This window comes from Rhodococcus sp. BP22 (assembly GCF_014281965.1).
Lineage (GTDB): Bacteria > Actinomycetota > Actinomycetes > Mycobacteriales > Mycobacteriaceae > Rhodococcoides.
This window is the reverse complement of sequence record NZ_JACFTB010000001.1, coordinates 531,066-552,059: the sequence shown is the minus strand read 5'-3', so window position 1 is coordinate 552,059 and position 20,994 is coordinate 531,066. Positions and strand designations below refer to the sequence as shown.

Here is a 20,994-nt window from a genome sequence, read left to right as displayed (position 1 = left end):
CCCAGGTCGGCCAAGTTCGACGACATGTAAGTTGCAGGACATGGCAATCTACGCGCTCGGCGACCGTGAACCGCAGATACATCCCGACGCCTACGTGCATCCTGACGCTGTTGTCATCGGAGCTGTGACACTGGCCGCAGGCTCGTCTCTCTGGCCGGGAGCAGTCCTTCGCGGTGACTACGGAACGATTTCGGTCGGCGCATATACCAATGTGCAGGACGGAACGGTCGTGCACTGCACGCCGATCCACCCGACCGTTATCGGATCGAACTGTGTGCTCGGACACAACGCTCATGTGGAAGGCGCAATCATCGGTGACGATTGCCTGATCGCTTCCGGTTCGGTGGTCCTCAACGACTCGACGATCGGTGCCGGTTCGATCGTCGGCGCCGGCGCAGTGGTTCCGTTCGGATTCGTAGTTCCAGAGCGAAGCATGGCTCTGGGGGTACCCGCGAAAGTCCGCGAGGGATACGAGGTTCCGCTCGGTCACCTCGACATGAACGTGAAAATGTACGCTGCGAATGCCACCTACTACCGTGACTCGCTTCGGCGGTTGGACGTATGAACGGTAGGCCACTCGCCGATATCGTCGAAAGCGGTTGGGCTACAGCACTTGCACCCGTGGAGGACCGTATCTCGGCAATGGGGGACTTCCTTCGAGACGAAATCGCCGAGGGACGCACCTATTTACCGTCCGGTGAGAACGTGCTGCGCGCATTCGCACGGCCGTTCGCCAATGTCCGTGTTCTCGTCGTCGGCCAGGATCCGTACCCGACACCCGGCCACGCTGTCGGACTGAGCTTCTCGGTTGCTCCCGACGTTCGCCCGGTCCCTCGAAGCCTCGCCAACATCTTCAAGGAGTATTCGAACGATCTCGGATTTCCCACGCCATCGAGTGGAGACCTGACCCCGTGGGCCGACCAAGGAGTTCTCCTCCTCAACAGGGTCCTCACCGTCGAACCAGGGGTCGCCGCGTCGCACCGCAAGAAGGGGTGGGAAGCGGTGACCGAGCAAGCGATTCGAGCGCTCGTAGAGCGCGAGGAAGCAGAAAGGCCGTCGGGACTCGTCGCCATCTTGTGGGGTCGCGACGCGGCAACACTCAAACCCATGCTGGGACTCACTCCCATCATCGAGTCCGTGCATCCGTCGCCGTTGTCGGCGTCGCGAGGCTTCTTCGGCACCAAGCCGTTCAGTCGCACCAATGAGCTACTGATCGCCGGCGGATACGAGCCTATCGACTGGCGGCTTCCCTGACTGTGCGCGAGTCAGGAAAAATCAGGTCGACGCTTCTCGACGAAAGCATCGACACCCTCGCGGCCCGTGGGTCCTACCGCTGCCGCGGAGATCGACACGGCCTCTGCCTCTAATTGCTCGGCCAGAGTCCGGTGCTCCGAGTGCGCCAGCAACTCTTTTGCGCCGCGGTAAGCCGACGTCGGTCCGGCGGCGAACGCTCGAGCCAACCGCTCGGCCTCGCCCACGATGATGTCGTCGCCGACGAGCCGGCTCAGTAATCCGAGTCGCACGGCTTCTTCGCCGTTGAGGATCGAGTCGTTCAGGAGAATGTCACGTGCTCTGACCGAGCCCACGATGCGCGGCAAAGTCCAGGTCATCCCGCCATCCGGGGTGAAGCCGATTCCTGGGTAAGCCGGACGCATCTTGGTTGCCCGCCCGCCGATGGCGACATCGGCGTGACATACCAAGCTCATCCCGGCACCTGCTGCCCATCCATGCACACCGGCGACGACGGGAACGGTCGTGGCCGCCAGTTCCAGGACGAAGGCATGGAAGCCGTCGGCTACGGCGCGGACGTAACTTCCGCGATCGTCCGCTGAAGCGAAGGCTCGCACGTTGCCGCCCGCGCAGAAATTGGCACCGGTACCGACGAGAAGAACGCATCCGACGCGGAGGTCGCCTGCGTTCACCGACCGAAGTGCCGCAGCCCCTTCCGTCACGGCATCGCCGCTCAGCGAGGTGCCCGCGGCATCGGTCGACACGATGATCTTCAGGACCCCGTCAACCAGTTCGACATGATTCGTGCTTTCGAAGTTCGTCACAATCGCACTGTATCCGGCCGCATCGGTCGGCATCGACGGTGCCCTGACGACGAGGGACGATCGCGAGGGCATTCTTGCCGAACTGCTGTGGCTTGCAAGACAACTATGGCCTCACTGCTCCGAGAGCAGTGAGGCCATAGTCGAGTCTCGTGGGCGAAAGTCAGCCCCGAACCACCTTGCCTGCCTTGATGCAGGACGTGCAGACATTCATGCGCTTGTTGTTGCCGGGGGCAACCTGAGCATGAACGGTCTGGATGTTCGGGTTCCAACGACGGTTGGTCCGTCGGTGCGAGTGCGAGACCGACTTACCGAAGCCGGGCCCTTTGGCGCATACGTCGCAGACGGCAGCCATAGTCGCGAACTCCTTGATAGATGATTGATCATTAACGTGCGGGCGGTTGCTCCGAATAGCTTCAGCAGACAGTACGCCGAACCACACCGGGCAACCCTGCAAGAATAGCGGGCGTAGCGGGAATTAACCAAACCGCGTCCAGACGCCACGTCGTAGGAGACGCTCGGCAGAGTGCCGACCTGTGCTTGCAGGAGCTCGAGTCTAGGCTGACTCGTCGAAAGAAGCTGGGTCCTGGAACGTCGATGGCTCAGCCACATGAATGTCGGTTCTTTCAGCATGAACTGGGGGCGAACGGGTGGTGGACGTGGTCGAGCACGGCGAGAAGTCCAGGGCCGTCGGCAGTCCCATGTCCTCTATCGGGGTGGAGGAGATTCGGCTGTGGGCCTATAGATGTGTCGACGGCCTCACTGCGCGGTGCGACGAGATCAACGAACTGAATGTCTTCCCGATCGCGGACTCCGATACCGGCACCAATCTCGTGTTCACCATTCGTGCAGCGGTGGAGTCGATGCGCAAGGCAGGTGCGGACGCCGATATCGCTGCCGTTGCGGCAGCGCTGGCACAAGGCTCCATAGCCGGTGCGCGGGGCAATTCCGGGGTGATCGTGTCTCAATTGCTGCGTGCCGTTGCAGAGGTTGCGGCCGACGGTGAGTTCGATGGAGACGCGCTCGCCCGTGCACTGGTTCGGGCGGCCGACCTTGTCGTCGACGTCGTGAGCGTTCCGGTGGACGGGACGATCGTCAGCGTGCTGGGCAGTTCGGCACGCGCGGTCGCGAGCCTCGATCAGCCGTGCGATATCGCAGCAGTGGCGCGCTGCGCAGCCGAATCGGCTGCCGTGGCACTCGACCGCACGCGTCACCAACTGCCGGCTCTTCGAGCAGCAGGAGTCGTCGATGCAGGCGCACTCGGTCTTCTCGTGATGCTCGACGCGCTCTGTGGTGTCGTGACCGGAAGCGAGCCGCCGCCGAGACAGCGCTACCACCGGCAAGTGACGACCGAGACCAGTCGCGCCGTGATGCCGAGATCGAACAATCGCCTCGATTCGGTGCAGGTAGGAGAGGCGATCGTCGGATACGAGGTTCTCTATCAGCTTTCCGATATCGACGATGCCGCTGCGATCGAGTTGCGGCGAGCGCTGACAGAGATCGGTGATTCGGTGGTCGTCGCCGGTGACGGCAACGGTTCGTGGTCCGCTCATGTTCACACGGCAAATGCTGGTCTGGCCGTCGACATAGGCATAGGCGCCGGGCGGATACATGGTGTGCGCATTGCAGCCTTCGGCGCAGGGGAGGGCTGTGACACGGCGGCTTCGACTCCGGACGACGGCGGGGAAGTTTTCGGTCGAGAGATATTGGCGGTGGTGGCAGGTGAGGGTGCCGAGCAGCTGTACCTCGCCGAGGGCGCACACGTACTTCGTTGCGACACAACAGAGATAGGACCCACACAGCTGTGCGCAGCGATCGTCGGATCCAGGCACACGGAGGTCCTCGTCCTGCCGAACGGGGCATTGTCCGCCCAGGAGTTGGTGGCCGTCAGCGTCGCTTCACGCAACGCGGGCAAGGACGTCTTGATGCTTCCGTCGTCGTCGATGGTTCAAGGCCTGGCGGCACTCGCTGTCCACGACCCGACCAAAGAAGGAGTGGACGACGCATTCACGATGTCCGAAGCGGCGGCCGGGACCCGGTGGGCTTCGGTCCGAATCGCCGAGGGGCGCGCCCTGACGTGGGTCGGGACATGTGAACCCGGTGACGGCCTCGGTTTGGTCGGGCGGGAAGTGGTGGTTATCGGGTCCGACGCGATCACGGCCGGATGTAACCTGCTCGATCAATTATTGTCGGCGGGTGGTGAGATGGTGACCATGCTGTTGGGGGAGCCCGCAGACGACGAATTCGGTCAGCGGTTGGCCGAGTACGTCGGCGAGCATCATCCCGTCGTGGAGTTCGTCACCTATCGCGGAGGGCAGCCAGGAGACATGGCTCAACTCGGCGTGGAATGAGAACTTCGCACGAGAACCGGATCGAGAAGGTAAGGACGACAATCGAGATGGTGGCACTCTCGGATCGGCTCGACGGGGTCCTCGGCGACAAGGTAGCTGGGCCCTTGGCGGAATTGTTCGCGCTCGAGACCGTCGAGGATCTCTTGCGGTACTACCCACACCGTTACATGACGCAGGGCGCCGAACTGAGCGAAAAGGAACCGCCGGAGGGCGAGCACATCACCATCGTCGCGACGATCGCATCGGCAACGTTGCGAACGATGAAGGCGCGCAAAGGGCAGTTTCTTGCCGTCTCTCTCGCCGCGGAAGACCAGCAGATCGATGCGACGTTCTTCAGCCCCCACAAGCTCAAGCATGTTCTGACCCCGGGTAGACGCGGAATGTTCTCGGGCAAGGTCAAGTATTTCGGCAGGCGATGGAATCTGACCCATCCGAGTTACGTGATTCTCGGCGGGGACGAGGATGACGGTGCGGTGCTTACCGAGGGTCGGGTCGTGGGTGGTGGATCGTTGGCAGGTTTGGCGCGTGGCTCGCTGGATTCGTCCGGCAGTGTCGACATGTCGGTGTTCGAGCGCACATTCGTCCCGATTTATCCCGCGGCGAAGGACGTGGAGAGTTGGACGTTCATGCGCTGCGTCCGTCAAGTTCTCGACCAGTTGGACACCGTCGAGGACCCACTTCCGCCGGAGGTGCGTTCGGAGCGGGGTCTGGTGGACCTCGACACCGCACTGCGTTGGATCCACTTTCCGGAGTCAGCAGAAGAAAAGGACCAGGCCCGTGCGCGTCTGAAGTTCGATGAAGCACTTGCAGTGCAGCTCGTTTTGGCAGCGCGCAGACAGGATGCGTCGAGCAGAATTGCGCCCGAATGTGCGCCACGTGTGGACGGGATTGCGGCGGAGTTCGAGCGTCGGCTTCCGTTCACGTTGACAGCAGGGCAGTTGACGGTCGCGGCGGAAATCTCTGCTGACTTGTCGCAGGGACATCCGATGTCGCGATTGCTACAGGGTGAAGTGGGATCGGGTAAGACCGTGGTTGCCCTACGGGCCATGCTGCAGGTGATCGATTCAGGTCATCAATGTGCCTTGTTGGCCCCTACCGAGGTCTTGGCGTCGCAGCACGCACGATCCATCTCGGCGATGCTGGGTTCTCTGGCGGCCGCCGGCGAACTCGGATCCCACGAGCTCGCCACCAAGGTTGCCCTGCTGACCGGTTCCATGTCGACGGCGGCCAAGCGGACAGCGCTGCTGGATGCAATTACCGGAGACGCCGGAATCGTGATCGGGACGCACGCGCTCATCCAAGATCGAGTCGAGTTCATGGACCTCGGCATGGTCGTCATCGACGAACAGCACAGGTTCGGTGTCGAACAGCGGGATGCACTCAGGTCCAAGGCGCGTAACAACAGAAGTCCACACCTGCTCGTGATGACGGCAACGCCGATTCCGCGGACCATTGCCATGGCCTCACTGGGTGATCTCGAGACGTCCGTTCTGGCCGAGCTCCCGCGCGGACGCGCACCGATCAAGACCAGCGTGGTTCCGGCAACGCAGAAACCGACTTGGGTCGATCGTGCGTGGGAACGCATTCGTGAGGAAGTCGGCGCGGGCAGGCAGGCGTACGTCGTCTGTTCTCGAATCGGTGACGACGACGCGGAGGGTGCTGGGAAGCGTCCGCGAACACGTGCAGCCGGTCACGACGACGATCGCGCACTGCCCGAGACCAAATCTGCGCTCGAGATGTACGACATGCTCACCGGTGGCCCGTTCGCCGATCTCCGTGTCGGGATGCTGCACGGCCGGATGCCCGCGGAGGAGAAGGACGCCTCGATGCAGGACTTCACGGCAGGCGAGATCGATGTGTTGGTGTGCACGACTGTGGTCGAGGTCGGCGTCGACGTGCCGAATGCCACGGTCATGGTGATCGTCGACGCAGATCGGTTCGGAATCAGCCAGTTACATCAGCTACGGGGTCGCATCGGCCGAGGCGGTCACCAGGGTCTGTGCATCATGATCAGCCAACTCAGTCCGATGGGTGCTTCGTTCTCGCGTTTGACGGCGGTGGCTGCGACCAATGATGGATTCGAGTTGGCCAAGCTCGATCTGACTACGCGCCGTGAGGGCGATGTGCTCGGCGCAGCACAATCGGGGACCGTGACCAGCCTTCGCCTGCTCTCACTCATCGACGACGAAGACGTGATCGCCGACGCGCATGCCTGCGCGAGGGCGCTGTTCGAGTCGGATCCGACGATGGCGGATCATCCTGGCGTCGCGTCGATGATGAAATCCGCGTGGCGATCGGACCGCATCGACTATCTGGAGAAGTCCTAACGGGTCTCTGCACCGTTTAAGACGCCGGACTATCTCATATCTCGAGATGGCAGACGCTGTTGGTGGACGTGTCGGCGGTAGGTTTAGCGCATGTTCTCCAAAGTGTTGGTTGCCAATCGTGGCGAGATTGCTATCCGTGCATTTCGCGCGTCGTACGAGTTGGGTGCCGCTACCGTGGCTGTCTTCCCGTTCGAGGACCGCAATTCGGTTCACCGGACGAAGGCGGACGAGGCGTACGAGATCGGGGAGAAGGGCCACCCGGTCCGTGCGTATCTGTCGGTGAAGGAAATCGTCGCTGCAGCACAGCGCAGCGGTGCCGATGCGGTGTACCCGGGGTACGGGTTCCTGTCGGAGAATCCGGATCTCGCTGCCGCGTGCGCGGAGGCGGGCATCACGTTCGTCGGGCCTTCGGCCGAGGTGCTCGAGTTGACGGGCAACAAGGCCCGCGCAATTGCCGCGGCCAAGCGTGCCGGTTTGCCGGTCTTGGCCTCGTCCGAGCCGTCCTCGGACATCGAAGAATTGGTAGCGGCTTCGGAAACGATGACGTTTCCCCTGTTCGTGAAGGCAGTGGCCGGCGGCGGCGGCAGGGGTATGCGCCGAGTGGCCGAGCCGGCGCAGTTGCGCGAGTCGATCGAAGCGGCGGCGCGTGAGGCGGAGTCGGCGTTCGGTGACGCGACTGTGTTCTTGGAGCAGGCGGTCATCGATCCGCGGCACATCGAGGTGCAGATCCTCGCCGATGGGCAGGGCAATGTGGTGCACCTGTTCGAGCGGGATTGTTCTCTGCAGCGGCGTCATCAGAAGGTTATCGAGATGGCCCCTGCGCCGAATCTCCCTGGGGAGCTTCGTGATCGGATGTGCGCGGATGCGGTCGCTTTCGCGAAGGAGATCGGATACTCGTGCGCGGGCACTGTGGAGTTCCTTCTCGATACTCGGGGCAATCATGTGTTCATCGAGATGAATCCGCGTATCCAGGTGGAGCATACGGTGACCGAAGAGGTCACCGACGTCGATTTGGTGCAGGCGCAGTTGCGCATTGCCTCGGGGGAGTCCCTTGCCGATCTGGGGTTGGCCCAGGAGAACATCGTGTTGCGTGGGGCGGCATTGCAATGCCGAATCACGACCGAGGATCCGTCGAATGGCTTCCGACCCGATACCGGCCGTATCACCGCGTATCGCACCCCGGGCGGTGCCGGTGTGCGATTGGATGGTGGCACGACACTCGGTGCCGAAGTCGGCGCCTACTTCGATTCCATGCTCGTCAAGTTGACGTGTCGAGGCAGAGATTTCGATACCGCGATTGCGCGTGCGCGTCGCGCCGTGGCGGAGTTCCGTATTCGTGGCGTAGCAACGAATATCCCTTTTCTGCAGGCAGTTCTGGTCGATCCGGACTTCACCGCAGGGAGGGTGACGACGTCGTTCATCGAGGAACGTCCGCAACTGCTGACCTCGCGTACCTCCGGTGACCGCGGAACGAAGATCCTGACGTATCTGGCGGATGTGACCGTCAACAAGCCGCACGGGGAGCGACCGTCGCCGGTGTACCCGCAGGACAAACTTCCCCACGTCGATTTCTCGGCGCCGATTCCCGACGGTAGTAGGCAGCGCTTGTTGGCGTTGGGCCCAGAGGGTTTCGCTCGTGATCTGCGCAATCAGAAAGCACTCGCGGTCACCGATACGACGTTCCGGGATGCACATCAGTCGTTGCTCGCAACCCGGGTTCGCACGTCCGGGTTGTTGATGGTCGCACCGTACGTGGCACGTACGACGCCGGAGTTGCTCTCGATCGAATGTTGGGGCGGGGCGACATACGATGTGGCACTGCGTTTCCTGCACGAGGATCCATGGGAGCGTCTGGCCGCGTTGCGTGAGGCGGTGCCCAACGTTGCGTTGCAGATGTTGCTACGTGGCCGTAATACAGTGGGCTACACCCCGTATCCGGAGAAAGTGACGCGCAGCTTCGTAGCGGAGGCGACGGACACAGGTATCGACATCTTCCGCATCTTCGATGCGCTCAACAACGTCGACCAGATGCGTCCGGCGATCGACGCGGTTCGTGAGACGGGTACCGCGCTGGCCGAGGTTGCCTTGAGCTACACCGGTGACCTCTCGAATCCGAACGAGACGCTGTACACGCTGGACTACTACCTGAAGCTGGCGGAGCAGATAGTCGACGCGGGTGCACATGTGCTGGCCATCAAGGACATGGCCGGGTTACTGCGTGCCCCTGCTGCACGGACGTTGGTAACGGCGTTGCGGAGCAATTTCGATCTTCCGGTGCACGTGCACACCCACGACACTCCCGGCGGTCAGTTGGCGACGTACCTGGCGGCCTGGGAAGCAGGCGCCGATGCCGTCGACGGTGCGAGTGCATCGATGGCAGGTGCAACGTCGCAGCCTGCGTTGTCTGCGATCGTGGCCGCTGCTGCGCACACCGAGCGAGATACGGGCCTGGATCTGGCCGCAGTATGCGATTTGGAGCCGTACTGGGAGGCGTTGCGGAAAGTATATGCGCCCTTCGAGTCGGGTTTGATGGCCCCGACAGGGCGGGTGTACACCCACGAGATTCCGGGTGGGCAGCTCTCCAATCTCCGTCAGCAGGCGATCGCACTAGGTTTGGGCGACAAGTTCGAAACCGTGGAAGCGAATTACGCTGCTGCGGACCGGATGTTGGGGCGTTTGGTCAAGGTGACGCCCAGTTCGAAGGTTGTCGGCGATCTCGCGCTCGCCTTGGTCGGCGCCGATGCGTCGGCAGAGGAGTTCGCGGAGAACCCCGGAAAGTTCGATATTCCTGATTCGGTGATCGGTTTTCTGCGTGGCGATCTCGGAACGCCTGCGGGCGGATGGCCGGAACCTTTGCGCACCAAGGCTTTGGAGGGGCGAAGTGAGGCCAAGCCCGAGACCGAGCTGACCGTCGAGGAGGAACGGAGTCTCGATGGAACGTCGGCAACGCGTCGGGAGATGTTGAATCGGTTGCTCTTTCCCGGCCCCAGTGCGGAGTTGGCCGATCATCGGGAAAAGTACGGCGATACCTCGCGTTTGTCGGCGAATCAGTTCTTCTACGGTCTGCGTCAGGGAGACGAGCATCGTGTTCGGCTCGAGAAGGGCGTGGAGTTGCTGATCGGGCTGGAGGCCATTTCCGATGCCGATGAGCGAGGGATGCGCACGGTGATGTGCATTCTGAACGGTCAACTGCGTCCGGTCTCTGTGCGTGATCGTTCGATTTCCAGTGAGGCGCCGACAATCGAGAAAGCGGATCGGTCCAATTCCGGTCATGTTCCGGCACCGTTTGCTGGTGTGGTGACCTTGGCAGTGGCCGTGGGCGACGAGATCTCAGCGGGAGAGACGGTTGCCACGATCGAAGCGATGAAGATGGAAGCTGCTATCACGGCATCCAAAGGCGGGAAGGTCAGCCGCCTGGCCATCGGCGCTGTCCAGCAAGTCGAGGGCGGGGATCTGCTCGTCGTGATCGGCAGCGGCGAAGGCTCTTCGGTGAACGATTGATCTGGTCCGGTGAACACTGCGGCAAAGAGGAACTCCACCCTGAGTAACCTTCTGTAGATGACCCGGATCGTGGCAGGCATCGCAGGAGGCCGAACCCTGAAAGTACCGCCTCGCGGCACGCGTCCAACATCGGACCGTGTCCGCGAGGCGTTGTTCAGCTCGTTGGACTCGCGTCTGGATCTCGACGGCGCTGCCGTGCTCGATCTCTATGCCGGGTCGGGCGCTCTGGGATTGGAAGCACTTTCACGTGGTGCGTCGACTGTCGTGATGGTGGAGTCCGATGCGCGAGCGGCAGAGGTGATTCGGGGTAACGCCGCCGGCATCGGGCTGCCCGGTGCGTCCGTTCGATGTGCGCCGGTCTCCGCGGTGTTGGCGAGCCAGGCCGACCGCCCTTACGACCTCGTGTTGGCCGACCCTCCCTATGCCATCGCCGATTCCGCAGTTGCGCAGATGCTCGTCGAACTTCTGACGAACGGTTGGTTGGCACCGGAAAGCCTTGTGGTGTTGGAACGCTCGTCCAGATCGGCGGAAACCACCTGGCCCGAAGGCTTGGTGGCGGAGAAGGTCAAGAAGTACGGTGAGACGCGAATCGAAATCGCCGGACTGGCACGGTGATAGCGTGTGCGCCATGACTGGAGCAGTGTGTCCTGGATCCTTCGACCCGGTGACCAATGGCCATATCGATGTGATCACCAGGGCTGCGGCGCAGTTCGATGAGATCATCGTCACCGTCATGATCAACAAGAACAAGCGTGGTCTGTTCTCTGTCGACGAGCGCATCGAGCTTCTCGGCGAGGCGACGGCCCATCTGAAGAACGTCCGGATCTCCTCGTGGCACGGCCTGCTCGTCGACTATGCGAAGCAGGAGGGCTTCACTGCGATAGTGAAGGGTCTGCGTGGAGCAAACGATTTCGATTACGAACTTCAGATGGCCCAGATGAACCAGCGATTGACAGGTGTGGACACCCTTTTCATTCCCGCGAATCCATCGTTCAGCTTCCTGTCCAGTTCACTGGTCAAAGAGGTCGCTACTTTCGGTGGAGATGTCGCAGGAATGGTCCCCGAGAATGTTCACTCCAGACTATTGAGCCGCATCGCCGAGCGCGCCGCAGAATAGATCGGGCGACACACCGAGGCGAGTGCGACGCGCAGGCAGCAATTACCAGGCAAACTGGAAGTGCACTTTCCGCACGTTTCTTCGTAGTTTCTATCGATTGGGGTTACCGGTGTACCGCGTATTCGAGGCACTCGACGAACTCGTCGCCATTGTCGAGGAGGCGCGCGGTGTCCCTATGACGGCCGGCTGCGTTGTTCCTCGCGGCGATGTCCTTGAACTTCTCGACGATGTGCGCGACTCGATTCCTGGTGAACTCGACGACGCGCAGGATGTCCTCGATCACAAGGACAAACTGGTCACGGACGCTCGGGCGACGGCAGAGAAAACCGTCACCTCGGCCAACAACGAAGCCCAGGACACCGTCGAGAATGCGCGCGATTCCGCAGACCGAATACTGGCCGATGCGAAATCACAGGCCGATCGCATGGTTGCCGAGGCGAAGGCTCACGCCGAGCAACTCGTCGACGATGCGAACGACACCGCGGAGCGTTCGGTCGAAGCAGGAAGGCGTGAGTACGAGACGCTGACGACGCGGGCGCGGTCGGAGTCGGAGCGTCTCATCGAGTCGGGTCAGGCCTCGTACGATCGTTCGGTCGCAGACGGAGCCGAGGAGCAGGCGCGGTTGGTCGATCAAACCGAGGTCGTGCAGGCCGCCCGCGCAGAATCGGCACGCGTCATCGACGCTGCGCATGCCGAATCAGACCGAATGCGCAGTGAATGCGACGTCTACGTCGATACCAAGCTGGCGGAGTTCGAGGAGTTCCTCAGTGGCACTATTCGTTCTGTAGGGCGAGGCCGCCAGCAGTTGCGTACCGGATCGGGTGTCCCGGACTACGGCCCGGATCCGTCCGGCGAGGGGCGTCGTCCGCGCAGGTAGATCGTCCAGATTTGCTCATGCCTGAGTCTGTGCGTACCGTTGTGTGGTTGCCCAAAGGTTGTTCTGGTCCGGCGCGCCATGTCGGTGCGGTTGGTCCAACAGCTCCAAGGTGATCGAATCAATCGTCTGAGCAGGAAGATTACTGTGTCTACCCGTCGTAATACCCCTCGTGCCGAAGCAGGCACGGGATTCGTGCTGGATATCGACAACCTGAGCCGTCGGCCCGGGTCGATGACGGAGGTCCAGCGGACGATTGTCGCGCCCACGCGAATCGGCCTCGATGCAATCGCCATCGAAAAGGGGTCACCGGTCGATCTCGATCTTCGCCTCGAAGCGGTATCGGAGGGTGTGCTGGTGACAGGCACCGTCCGCGCAGACACTTCGGGCGAGTGCTCACGGTGCCTGGAGCCTGTTTCAGGGGCGGTGGATGTGTACCTCACCGATCTGTTCGCCTACCCGTCCAGCGTCACTGAGGACACGACCGACGAGGAGGAGATTCATCGCGTCGTCGATGATCAGATAGACCTACAGCCAGTCGTCGTGGATGCGGTCGGATTGGAGCTTCCATTGCATCCTCTCTGCCGTGAAAACTGCCAAGGATTGTGCTCGGAATGCGGCATCAACCTGGCGATTGCGGAATCTGGACATAATCATGAGATAGTTGATCCTCGCTGGGCTGGACTTGCAGCCAAATTTGGCGTGGATCCAGTATCGAGCACCGAACTTGTGAACAACGAAGCCGAGGAGAAGTAGAAGTGGCTGTCCCGAAGCGTAAAATGTCGCGTTCCAACACGAGGTCGCGTCGTGCACAGTGGAAGGCCACAGTGCCTACGCTTGTCACGTGCCCCAACCGTGGATGCGGCGAGAAGACACTGCCCCACATTGCGTGCCCCTCGTGTGGCACCTACAAGGGCCGACAGGTAGCAGCAGCTGTCTGATCTTCAGCACATGACATCGAAGAGCAGTTCTACTCACCTGAACCGCTCGACAGCCGACAGCGGCGGGGACGACCGAGAGTCGCTCCTCGCCGCTCTTGGCGTCGTACTTGCTGAACCCCTGTTGACTCTGGCCTTGACCCACCGGTCGTACGCGTACGAGCGTGGTGGTCTGCCGACCAACGAGCGGCTGGAATTCCTGGGTGATTCGGTTCTCGGTTTGACCGTGACCGAGGAGCTCTACACTGCACATCCGGAGAAATCCGAAGGCGAGTTGGCCAAGATTCGTGCCAGCGTCGTGAACATGCATGCTCTGGCCGAGGTGGCACGCGAACTCGGTGAAGGCGGCCTAGGCCGTCATCTCCTGCTAGGCAAGGGCGAGGAACAGACCGGTGGTCGTGACAAGCCCAGCATTCTGGCCGATGGCATGGAGTCCCTGTTGGGCGCGATTCACCTCCAGCATGGGATAGAGGTTGCACGTCGCGTCGTTCTCACCCTATTCGCACGTTTGCTGGACCGAGCACCACGCTTGGGCGCCGGCCTGGACTGGAAGACCAGTCTTCAGGAGCTGACGGCTGTGAAATCGCTTGGCGTGCCCGTATACGAAATCTCCTCCACCGGTCCAGACCACGACAAAGAATTCACCGCGACCGTCGTCGTCAGCGGTAGGCCACTCGGCGTAGGTGTCGGCCGATCCAAGAAGGAAGCCGAGCAGAAGGCAGCGAGTACTGCCTGGAACGACATCTCCGACGGAAACGTGAGCTCTGTAGCCGTAGAGCCCCCCGCCGTAGAGCACACCGCCGGCGCACTCGACTCGCCCGCCACCGACGTCGCGACCGCTCCGCGCGCGGAGTAGCGGATACTCGATGCCGGAGTTACCCGAGGTCGAGGTAGTGCGCCTCGGCCTCGAATCGCACGTAGTCAGCACAATCATCGAATCGGTGGAGGTACTGCACCCGCGCGCGGTCCGGCGTCACTTTGCTGGTGCACGGGACCTGGAGGCTCAGCTACGCGGCCGTCGTATCGTGTCTGCGGAGCGTCGCGGCAAGTATCTGTGGCTGCCACTCGATGCGCATGATGACGCGATAGTCGTGCACTTGGGAATGAGCGGCCAAATGCTCGTGCAGCCACCGTCGGTCCCCGCCGAGAAGCACCTCCGCATCCGTGTGGGTCTGGACAACGGAGCCGAACTCCGTTTCGTCGATCAACGAACGTTCGGTGGTTGGGCCATCGCGCACCTCGAATCTGTCGACGGGTCCGTGGTTCCCGAGTCCGTGGCACACATCGCACGGGACCCAGTGGATCCGTTGTTCGATGCGGAATCCGTCGTGAACGTCTTGCGGGGCAAACACACCGAGATCAAGCGCGCCATACTCGACCAAACGGTGCTGTCGGGCGTGGGAAACATCTACGCCGACGAGGCACTGTGGCGCGCCAAGATTCACGGCAATCGAATTGCAGAGACCTTGTCGAGGCCGGTCCTACGCACACTGTTGACCTCGGTTCACGCGGTGATGGGTGAGGCTCTCGCGCAAGGCGGTACATCCTTCGACGCGTTGTACGTCAATGTCAACGGCGAATCGGGATACTTCGATCGGTCGTTGGATGCGTACGGCCAAGAGGGGCTGCCTTGTTCGCGTTGTGGCAGCCCGATCCGGCGTGAGAAGTTCATGAACAGATCGTCGTACAGCTGTCCCACCTGCCAGCCGCGACCTCGAAATACGCGGACCTGACGCTGCCCTGACGGCCGGTCACCCTAGAATCGATTCTCATGGCTGATGAGAGCACACCGACGGCACTGTGGGTCGAACGGACGGGGACGCGTCGATACACCGGAATGAGCTCGCGAGGAGCCGAGGTGTTGATCGGTTCGGAATCGGTCGACGGGGTCTTCACCCCTGGCGAGTTGCTCAAGATCGCGCTCGCGGCATGCACCGGGATGAGTTCGGATCTCCCATTGTCACGCCGCCTCGGTGACAATTACGACTCGAAGGTGACGGTGTCGGGGTCTGCCGATCGTGAGAACGAACGCTACCCGGAGTTGCGTGAGGTACTCGCCGTCGATCTCAGCGAGCTCGACCCCGACGCGCAGCAGCGGTTGCTGATCGTCGTCGAGCGCGCCATCGACAAGGTGTGCACCGTCGGACGAACCCTGAAAGCCGGCGCTGAGGTATCTCTCGAAATAGACGTGGACGGCTGACGATGGGGATCCCGACGTTGATGGCGATCGGCTCGCTCGTCCTCTATTGCACGGTTCCGACAGAACGGTCCGAAAGTTGACCTCTACGTGTGAGATCCGGTTGACCGCGTGGGTGCACGGTTCGGTGCAAGGCGTCGGGTTCCGGTGGTGGACCCGTTCGCGCGCCCTCGAGCTCGGACTGGTCGGCCACGCGACGAACAGCGCGGACGGTCGAGTGCTTGTCATCGCCGAGGGTGCACGAGAAAGCGCCGAGCGCCTCCTCGAACTGCTTCGTGGGGGAGATACACCGGGTGTGGTGACCCTCGTCGTGGAGAGCTGGGATCGGCCGCGTGGTGGGCTCATCGGTTTCGTCGAGCGGTGATGAGAGACGTCATCGGACCGTGACGCTCCAGATCTCGTACGCGCAGGTGAAGTACACCCGGTACTCTGAAGCGCCATGCATCTCAAGAGTCTGACGCTCAAGGGCTTCAAGTCCTTTGCTTCGGCGACGACTCTTCGATTCGAGCCGGGTATTACCTGCGTCGTCGGGCCTAATGGGTCCGGGAAGTCCAACGTCGTGGACGCTCTCACCTGGGTGATGGGGGAGCAAGGAGCGAAGGCTCTACGTGGCGGCAAGATGGAAGACGTCATTTTTGCGGGCACCTCGGGACGTGCTCCGCTCGGGCGTGCGGAAGTGACGCTCACGATCGACAACTCCGACGGTGCGTTGCCTATCGACTACTCCGAGGTATCGATCACCAGAAGAATGTTTCGTGATGGCGCAGGCGAATACGAGATCAACGGCGCCTCGTGTCGGCTGATGGACGTCCAGGAATTGCTCAGCGACTCCGGTATCGGCCGCGAAATGCACGTCATCGTCGGGCAGGGGCGGCTCGCTGCGATCCTCGAATCCAGGCCGGAAGATCGAAGAGCCTTCATCGAAGAGGCCGCGGGCGTTCTCAAACACCGTAAGCGCAGAGAGAAGGCTGTCCGCAAGCTCGACGCTATGCAGGCGAACCTGGCTCGATTGACCGACCTGACCACCGAGCTCCGACGTCAACTCAAGCCTCTCGGTCGTCAAGCCGAGGTCGCTCGTCGAGCGCAGACGGTCCAAGCCGATCTTCGCGACGCACGGCTGCGTATCGCGGCCGACGACTTGGTCGGCCGCCGTGCAGAGTTTGCCAACCAGACTCAGGACGAAGCTGCCGCCCGCGAGCAGTACGCGACTGTGCAGGACACGCTCGAGGCAGGCAACGTCGCACTCGGAGAGCTCGAACAGTCGGTTGCCCGGTTGACTCCGAGCGCGGAGGCCGCCGGTCAAACCTGGTTTCAGTTGTCTGCACTCGCCGAACGTGTCAACGCCACCATCCGGATCGCGAAAGAGCGTGCACGTCATCTCGATTCGGCTTCGTCGACGGGCCGTGGTCAAGACCCGGACGAACTGGAAGCTCAGGCGGATCGCGTCGCAGAAGAAGAATTGGAACTCGTCGAGGCCGTCGAGATTGCACGCGAATCTCTCGAAGCTGCCCGCGAACAGTTGGCCGAACGTGAGGCTGCGGCTTTCGAGGCGGAGCGAGCTCATATGGCTGCGGTGCGTGCGGTCGCCGATCGTCGAGAAGGATTCGCTCGGCTTTCCGGACAGGTCGATACATACCGAACCAAGGCCGATTCCACCGATGCAGAGGTTGCTCGGCTGTCGGTGGCGATCGACGAGGCTCGTGAGCGCGGAGACATCGCGCAGATGGAATTCGAAAGCGTCCAGGACCAGATAAGCGGGCTCGACGCCAGCGAGTTGAGTCTCGACACGCAGTACGAGCGAGCCGTGATGGCGCTCCGAAGCGCGGATGCGCGAGTGACCGAATTGCAGAACGAGGACCGTGTCGCAGGGAAGAAGGTTGCCTCGTATCAGGCTCGAATAGAAGCGTTGAAGATGGGACTCGAGCGCAAGGACGGAGCCGGTTGGCTCATCGAGAACTCTCAGCCTGGCCTGTCCGGGTTACTTGCCGACCGCATCAGCGTGGAAACGGGCTTCGAGGTGGCGGTGGCGGTCGCATTGGGTCCCGTGGCCGATGCCGCTCACGCCGAATCGTTCACGAGTGCACTCGATGCTGTTCTGGCACTGCGTGATGCGGACGGTGGGCGCGCAGCTGTCGTCTTCGGCGATGTCGCGCCTTCCGCGAATCCTCGCACCGTCCAGTTGCCGCATGGCGCGAGGTGGGCGCTCGATGTGATCCAGTTCCCCGATGCGCTTTCCGGTTCGATGAGTGCGTTGCTCGGCGGCATCGTAGTAGTCGAATCTCTCGACGACGCCGCGTCATTGGTGCAGTCGTCACCTGGAGTCAGGACAGTGACGAAGGCAGGGGATCTTCTCGACACAGGATGGGTGACGGGCGGTTCGGACAGGCGGCCGAGCACCATCGAGGTGCAGTCGGCGATCGATATTTCGACAGTCGAACTGGCTGCTGCAGAACGACATTCGGCCGAGCTCGAGGCCGCGTTGTCGGGAGCTCTCGCCGAGCAAGCCGATCGCCGTGAATCCGCCGAACAAGCGCTGGCCGCACTCAACGAGTCCGACGCCGCGATTGCAGCGGTGTACGAGCAGCTCGGTCGCCTCGGTCAGCTCGCTCGATCGGCGCACGCAGAATCCTCGCGGTTGACCGAGCAGCGAAACCGAGCAGAAGCCGGTCGTGAGGAGGCTCTTACCGCGTTGGCGGAGCTCGAGGAGCGGCTCAGGCTGGCCGAGGACGAGCAGGCGAGGACCGACAGTGGATCCGATTCGGGTGAATCGATCATGGCGCGTGAGATGGCTGCCGCCGCATTGTCCGAGGTTCGATCGGTCGAGGTCGACGCACGTCTGAATGTCCGCACAGCCGAGGAGCGGGCGCAGTCCGTCCGGGGTCGCGCGGACTCGATGCGTCGAGCTGCCCGGGCCGAACGTGAGGCTCGAGCACGGGCCGAACGGGAGTTGATCGGGCGTCGACACGCGGCAGCGGTCGCGCAGGCGGTTGCGTCCGCCGGTGATCGCGTGGCGGAACGGCTCGCCGACGTCGTCGCTGCCGCTGCCGCTCGTCGTGACGAGCTTGCTGCCCAGCGTGCCACTGCTACAGCAGAATTGGACCGGGTCAAAGAACAGGTTCGGGCTCTCCAGGCCCAGCTCGCGTCGATCACCGACGCGGTCCACCGCGATGAAATTGCTCGCGCGCAGGCTGCGCTCAGAATCGAGCAGCTCGAGGCGACGATCCTCGAACAGCACGGTATCGGGCTCGACGATCTGATCGCCGAATACGGACCGGACGTGAGCCTGCCACCGACGGAACTCGAGATGAGTGAGTACGAGGCCGCCAAGGAACGCGGCGAACAGGTGGTGGCACCCGCCCCGATGCCGTTCGATCGGGTGTCTCAGGAAAAGCGGGCGAAGCGTGCCGAACGGGACTTGGCGACCCTCGGGAAAGTGAACCCCCTCGCGCTCGAAGAATTCGCTGCGCTCGAAGAGCGATACAACTTCCTCTCCACACAACTGGAGGACGTCAAGTCCGCCCGCAAGGATCTGCTCGAGGTGGTCGCCGATGTCGACGAGAGAATCTTGCAGGTCTTCACCGAAGCGTGGTTCGACGTCGAACGCGAGTTCACCCAGGTGTTCGCCAAGTTGTTCCCAGGGGGAGAGGGAAGACTGATCCTCACCGAACCAGGGAACATGCTCACTACAGGTATCGAGGTCGAAGCACGCCCACCAGGAAAAAAGGTCAAGCGACTGTCCCTGCTGTCCGGCGGCGAGAAGTCCTTGACGGCCGTAGCGATGCTGGTTGCCATTTTCCGAGCGCGACCATCTCCGTTCTACGTGATGGACGAGGTCGAAGCTGCACTGGACGATACGAACCTCCGACGTCTGATCGGGTTGTTCGAGCAACTTCGCGAGAAGTCGCAGCTGATCGTCATCACCCACCAGAAGCCGACGATGGAGGTTGCCGATGCACTGTACGGAGTATCGATGCGCGGCGACGGCATCACGACGGTGATTTCGCAACGCCTCAACCGCAACCGAGTCGAGACGATCGGCAGCGTGACGGCCCCCGATGGCAACGAGTCGGATCTCCTCGAATCACCGGTCCCAGATGACGGTGTCCGTGAAAATTCCGCGCCTGCAGCCGAGGTTTCTGTACCGGAAGGCTCTGAGTCCTCGAACTGAGTTCGAGTGATGTGCTGTGCGCTTGCCCGCCAGGGTGCCGGTTGGGTGGCGAAGACGCTCCTGACAGGATGGACGCGTGAGTAGCGAAGCATGGATCATCGTCGCGGCCGTTCTGGCCATCCTGGCCGTGGGGCTCGTAGTCGGGCTTGTGGTGTCGCGTCGTCGGCGAATATCGCTCACCTCTTCGGAGACCCCGAAGATCGAGGAGGGCGAGAAGGACAAGTCGGGCGGATACAAGGCCGGTGGCGGATTCTCGTTCAGCCAGGGAAGCGCGGTTGCCGAGCCGGATCTTGCGCCGAAACCCGTGCCCGAGCCTCTACCCAAACCCGCGCCCAAGCCTGTGGCCGCGCCGGAACCTCAGCCTTCCCTGGAACCTGAGCCGTCCCCGGAGCCCGAGCCTTCCCTGGAACCTCAGCCTTCCCCGGAGCCCGAGCCTTCCCTGGAACCTGAGCCGTCGGCAGAGCTCGAGCCGTCCCCGGAACCCGAGCCGGCGCCTGTTCCAGGCTCCGATCCGGTGTCCGTCGCGCCGGTTCTCGACGAGATTGCTCCTATCGATGGGCGGCTGGATCGCCTCCGCGGTCGACTCTCTCGCTCGCAGTCCGCGATCGGTAAGAGCTTGTTGGGCATCCTCGGCGGTGGCGACCTCGATGAGGATTCGTGGGAAGAAGTCGAGGACACACTGCTGATCGCAGACCTCGGTTCGTCCACGACCAACGAAATCATGACCACGCTGCGTGAGCAGATGGCGTCGCGCAGCATCCGCACCGAGGCCGACGCCCGAGCGTTGCTGCGCGAGATTCTCATCAAGCAGTTGCACCCGGAGTTCGATCGGTCGATCAGAGCGCTGCCACATGAGGGCACACCCGCTGTTCTACTTGTCGTCGGTGTGAACGGGACCGGCAAGACGACCACGACAGGCAAGTTGGCCCGCGTGCTCGTTGCGGACGGGCGTCGAGTCCTGTTGGGTGCTGCGGATACGTTCCGTGCCGCTGCGGCGGACCAATTGCAGACGTGGGCCGAGCGTGTGGGTGCCGACGTCGTGCGCGGAAAAGACGGCGCCGATCCGGCTGCCGTTGCCTTCGATGCAGTGACGCGAGGTATCGAGCAGGGAGTCGATGTCGTCGTTGTCGACACCGCCGGACGTCTCCATACGAAGTCCGGATTGATGGACGAACTCGGCAAGGTCAAGCGCGTAATCGAGAAGCGAGCGCACGTCGACGACGTGTTGCTGGTCCTGGACGCGACCGTGGGGCAGAACGGTCTGATGCAGGCACGCGTGTTCGCCGAGGTAGTGGACATCACCGGGGTGGTCTTGACCAAGCTCGACGGCACTGCCAAAGGTGGCATCGTCTTCCAGGTGCAGCGTGAACTAGGAGTGCCGGTCAAGCTCGTCGGACTCGGGGAGGGCGCTGACGATTTGGCTCCTTTCGAGCCCGAGGCCTTCGTCGACGCGTTGCTCGGCTGACCGGA

General features: G+C 62.4%; 18 protein-coding genes. 16 read left to right on the top strand and 2 right to left on the bottom strand.

The window, feature by feature from the left end; genetic code table 11:
* The first annotated feature begins 40 nt into the window (after window positions 1–40).
* Both H2510_RS02565 and H2510_RS02560 read left to right on the top strand, forming a co-directional pair.
* Window positions 41–565 (top strand): gamma carbonic anhydrase family protein, encoded by a 525-nt coding sequence (locus tag H2510_RS02565; RefSeq protein WP_186626788.1) that lies wholly within the window; start codon window positions 41–43, stop codon window positions 563–565.
* On the top strand, window positions 562–1,254 hold the full coding sequence (locus tag H2510_RS02560; RefSeq protein WP_186626787.1) for a uracil-DNA glycosylase: 693 nt from the start codon (window positions 562–564) through the stop codon (window positions 1,252–1,254). Before H2510_RS02565 ends, H2510_RS02560 begins: the two co-directional genes overlap by 4 nt.
* An 11-nt stretch (window positions 1,255–1,265) precedes the next feature.
* On the opposite strand, the gene H2510_RS02555 is transcribed toward H2510_RS02560, so the two are convergent.
* Window positions 1,266–2,087 (bottom strand): enoyl-CoA hydratase-related protein, encoded by an 822-nt coding sequence (locus H2510_RS02555; protein ID WP_222438149.1) that lies wholly within the window; start codon window positions 2,085–2,087, stop codon window positions 1,266–1,268.
* Window positions 2,088–2,214: 127 nt separating this feature from the next.
* Entirely contained in the window at window positions 2,215–2,406 is a 192-nt protein-coding gene (gene rpmB, locus H2510_RS02550; protein WP_186626785.1) for a 50S ribosomal protein L28, read from the bottom strand.
* A gap of 346 nt (window positions 2,407–2,752) precedes the next feature.
* On the opposite strand from rpmB, the gene H2510_RS02545 reads away from it, so the two are divergent.
* The 14 genes from H2510_RS02545 (at window position 2,753) to ftsY (ending at window position 20,989) form a co-directional block, all read left to right on the top strand.
* Complete coding sequence (locus tag H2510_RS02545; RefSeq protein ID WP_186627121.1) at window positions 2,753–4,402, top strand: DAK2 domain-containing protein; 1,650 nt, start codon at window positions 2,753–2,755, stop codon at window positions 4,400–4,402.
* 47 nt (window positions 4,403–4,449) lie between these two features.
* A complete protein-coding gene (gene recG / locus H2510_RS02540; protein ID WP_186626784.1) occupies window positions 4,450–6,729 on the top strand; it encodes an ATP-dependent DNA helicase RecG in 2,280 nt (759 codons plus the stop codon).
* Window positions 6,730–6,819: 90 nt separating this feature from the next.
* The gene (locus H2510_RS02535) at window positions 6,820–10,230 is read left to right on the top strand and encodes a pyruvate carboxylase (protein ID WP_186626783.1); all 3,411 of its coding nucleotides are present in this window, start codon (window positions 6,820–6,822) and stop codon (window positions 10,228–10,230) included.
* A 57-nt stretch (window positions 10,231–10,287) separates the two neighbouring features.
* Window positions 10,288–10,845: a 16S rRNA (guanine(966)-N(2))-methyltransferase RsmD gene (rsmD, locus tag H2510_RS02530; protein WP_186626782.1), complete on the top strand. Its 558-nt coding sequence runs from the start codon at window positions 10,288–10,290 to the stop codon at window positions 10,843–10,845.
* Window positions 10,846–10,858: 13 nt separating this feature from the next.
* On the top strand, window positions 10,859–11,347 hold the full coding sequence (gene coaD, locus H2510_RS02525; protein ID WP_186626781.1) for a pantetheine-phosphate adenylyltransferase: 489 nt from the start codon (window positions 10,859–10,861) through the stop codon (window positions 11,345–11,347).
* A gap of 109 nt (window positions 11,348–11,456) precedes the next feature.
* A complete protein-coding gene (locus tag H2510_RS02520; protein WP_186627119.1) occupies window positions 11,457–12,224 on the top strand; it encodes a DivIVA domain-containing protein in 768 nt (255 codons plus the stop codon).
* Window positions 12,225–12,368: 144 nt separating this feature from the next.
* Window positions 12,369–12,977: a YceD family protein gene (locus tag H2510_RS02515; protein WP_397517311.1), complete on the top strand. Its 609-nt coding sequence runs from the start codon at window positions 12,369–12,371 to the stop codon at window positions 12,975–12,977.
* Between the two features lie 2 nt (window positions 12,978–12,979).
* A complete protein-coding gene (gene rpmF, locus H2510_RS02510) occupies window positions 12,980–13,162 on the top strand; it encodes a 50S ribosomal protein L32 (RefSeq protein WP_084348580.1) in 183 nt (60 codons plus the stop codon).
* A 10-nt stretch (window positions 13,163–13,172) separates the two neighbouring features.
* Window positions 13,173–14,015: a ribonuclease III gene (gene rnc, locus H2510_RS02505; RefSeq protein ID WP_186626779.1), complete on the top strand. Its 843-nt coding sequence runs from the start codon at window positions 13,173–13,175 to the stop codon at window positions 14,013–14,015.
* A gap of 10 nt (window positions 14,016–14,025) precedes the next feature.
* A complete protein-coding gene (gene mutM, locus H2510_RS02500; protein WP_186626778.1) occupies window positions 14,026–14,892 on the top strand; it encodes a bifunctional DNA-formamidopyrimidine glycosylase/DNA-(apurinic or apyrimidinic site) lyase in 867 nt (288 codons plus the stop codon).
* Window positions 14,893–14,930: 38 nt separating this feature from the next.
* Entirely contained in the window at window positions 14,931–15,359 is a 429-nt protein-coding gene (locus tag H2510_RS02495) for an OsmC family protein (protein ID WP_186626777.1), read from the top strand.
* Between the two features lie 76 nt (window positions 15,360–15,435).
* On the top strand, window positions 15,436–15,720 hold the full coding sequence (locus tag H2510_RS02490; RefSeq protein WP_186626776.1) for an acylphosphatase: 285 nt from the start codon (window positions 15,436–15,438) through the stop codon (window positions 15,718–15,720).
* A 75-nt stretch (window positions 15,721–15,795) separates the two neighbouring features.
* Window positions 15,796–19,524 (top strand): chromosome segregation protein SMC, encoded by a 3,729-nt coding sequence (gene smc / locus H2510_RS02485; protein WP_186626775.1) that lies wholly within the window; start codon window positions 15,796–15,798, stop codon window positions 19,522–19,524.
* Between the two features lie 76 nt (window positions 19,525–19,600).
* On the top strand, window positions 19,601–20,989 hold the full coding sequence (gene ftsY / locus H2510_RS02480; RefSeq protein ID WP_186626774.1) for a signal recognition particle-docking protein FtsY: 1,389 nt from the start codon (window positions 19,601–19,603) through the stop codon (window positions 20,987–20,989).
* The last annotated feature ends 5 nt before the right edge of the window (window positions 20,990–20,994 follow it).

Coding starts and splice junctions, on each gene's coding strand:
- H2510_RS02545 (WP_186627121.1), top strand. CDS start 2,753: ATGTCCTCTATCGGGGTGGAGGAGATTCGGCTGTGGGCCTATAGATGT.
- H2510_RS02535 (WP_186626783.1), top strand. CDS start 6,820: ATGTTCTCCAAAGTGTTGGTTGCCAATCGTGGCGAGATTGCTATCCGT.
- H2510_RS02560 (WP_186626787.1), top strand. CDS start 562: ATGAACGGTAGGCCACTCGCCGATATCGTCGAAAGCGGTTGGGCTACA.
- rnc (WP_186626779.1), top strand. CDS start 13,173: ATGACATCGAAGAGCAGTTCTACTCACCTGAACCGCTCGACAGCCGAC.
- H2510_RS02565 (WP_186626788.1), top strand. CDS start 41: ATGGCAATCTACGCGCTCGGCGACCGTGAACCGCAGATACATCCCGAC.
- smc (WP_186626775.1), top strand. CDS start 15,796: ATGCATCTCAAGAGTCTGACGCTCAAGGGCTTCAAGTCCTTTGCTTCG.
- rpmB (WP_186626785.1), bottom strand. CDS start 2,406: ATGGCTGCCGTCTGCGACGTATGCGCCAAAGGGCCCGGCTTCGGTAAG.
- H2510_RS02555 (WP_222438149.1), bottom strand. CDS start 2,087: ATGCCGACCGATGCGGCCGGATACAGTGCGATTGTGACGAACTTCGAA.
- rsmD (WP_186626782.1), top strand. CDS start 10,288: ATGACCCGGATCGTGGCAGGCATCGCAGGAGGCCGAACCCTGAAAGTA.
- recG (WP_186626784.1), top strand. CDS start 4,450: ATGGTGGCACTCTCGGATCGGCTCGACGGGGTCCTCGGCGACAAGGTA.
- mutM (WP_186626778.1), top strand. CDS start 14,026: ATGCCGGAGTTACCCGAGGTCGAGGTAGTGCGCCTCGGCCTCGAATCG.
- coaD (WP_186626781.1), top strand. CDS start 10,859: ATGACTGGAGCAGTGTGTCCTGGATCCTTCGACCCGGTGACCAATGGC.
- H2510_RS02495 (WP_186626777.1), top strand. CDS start 14,931: ATGGCTGATGAGAGCACACCGACGGCACTGTGGGTCGAACGGACGGGG.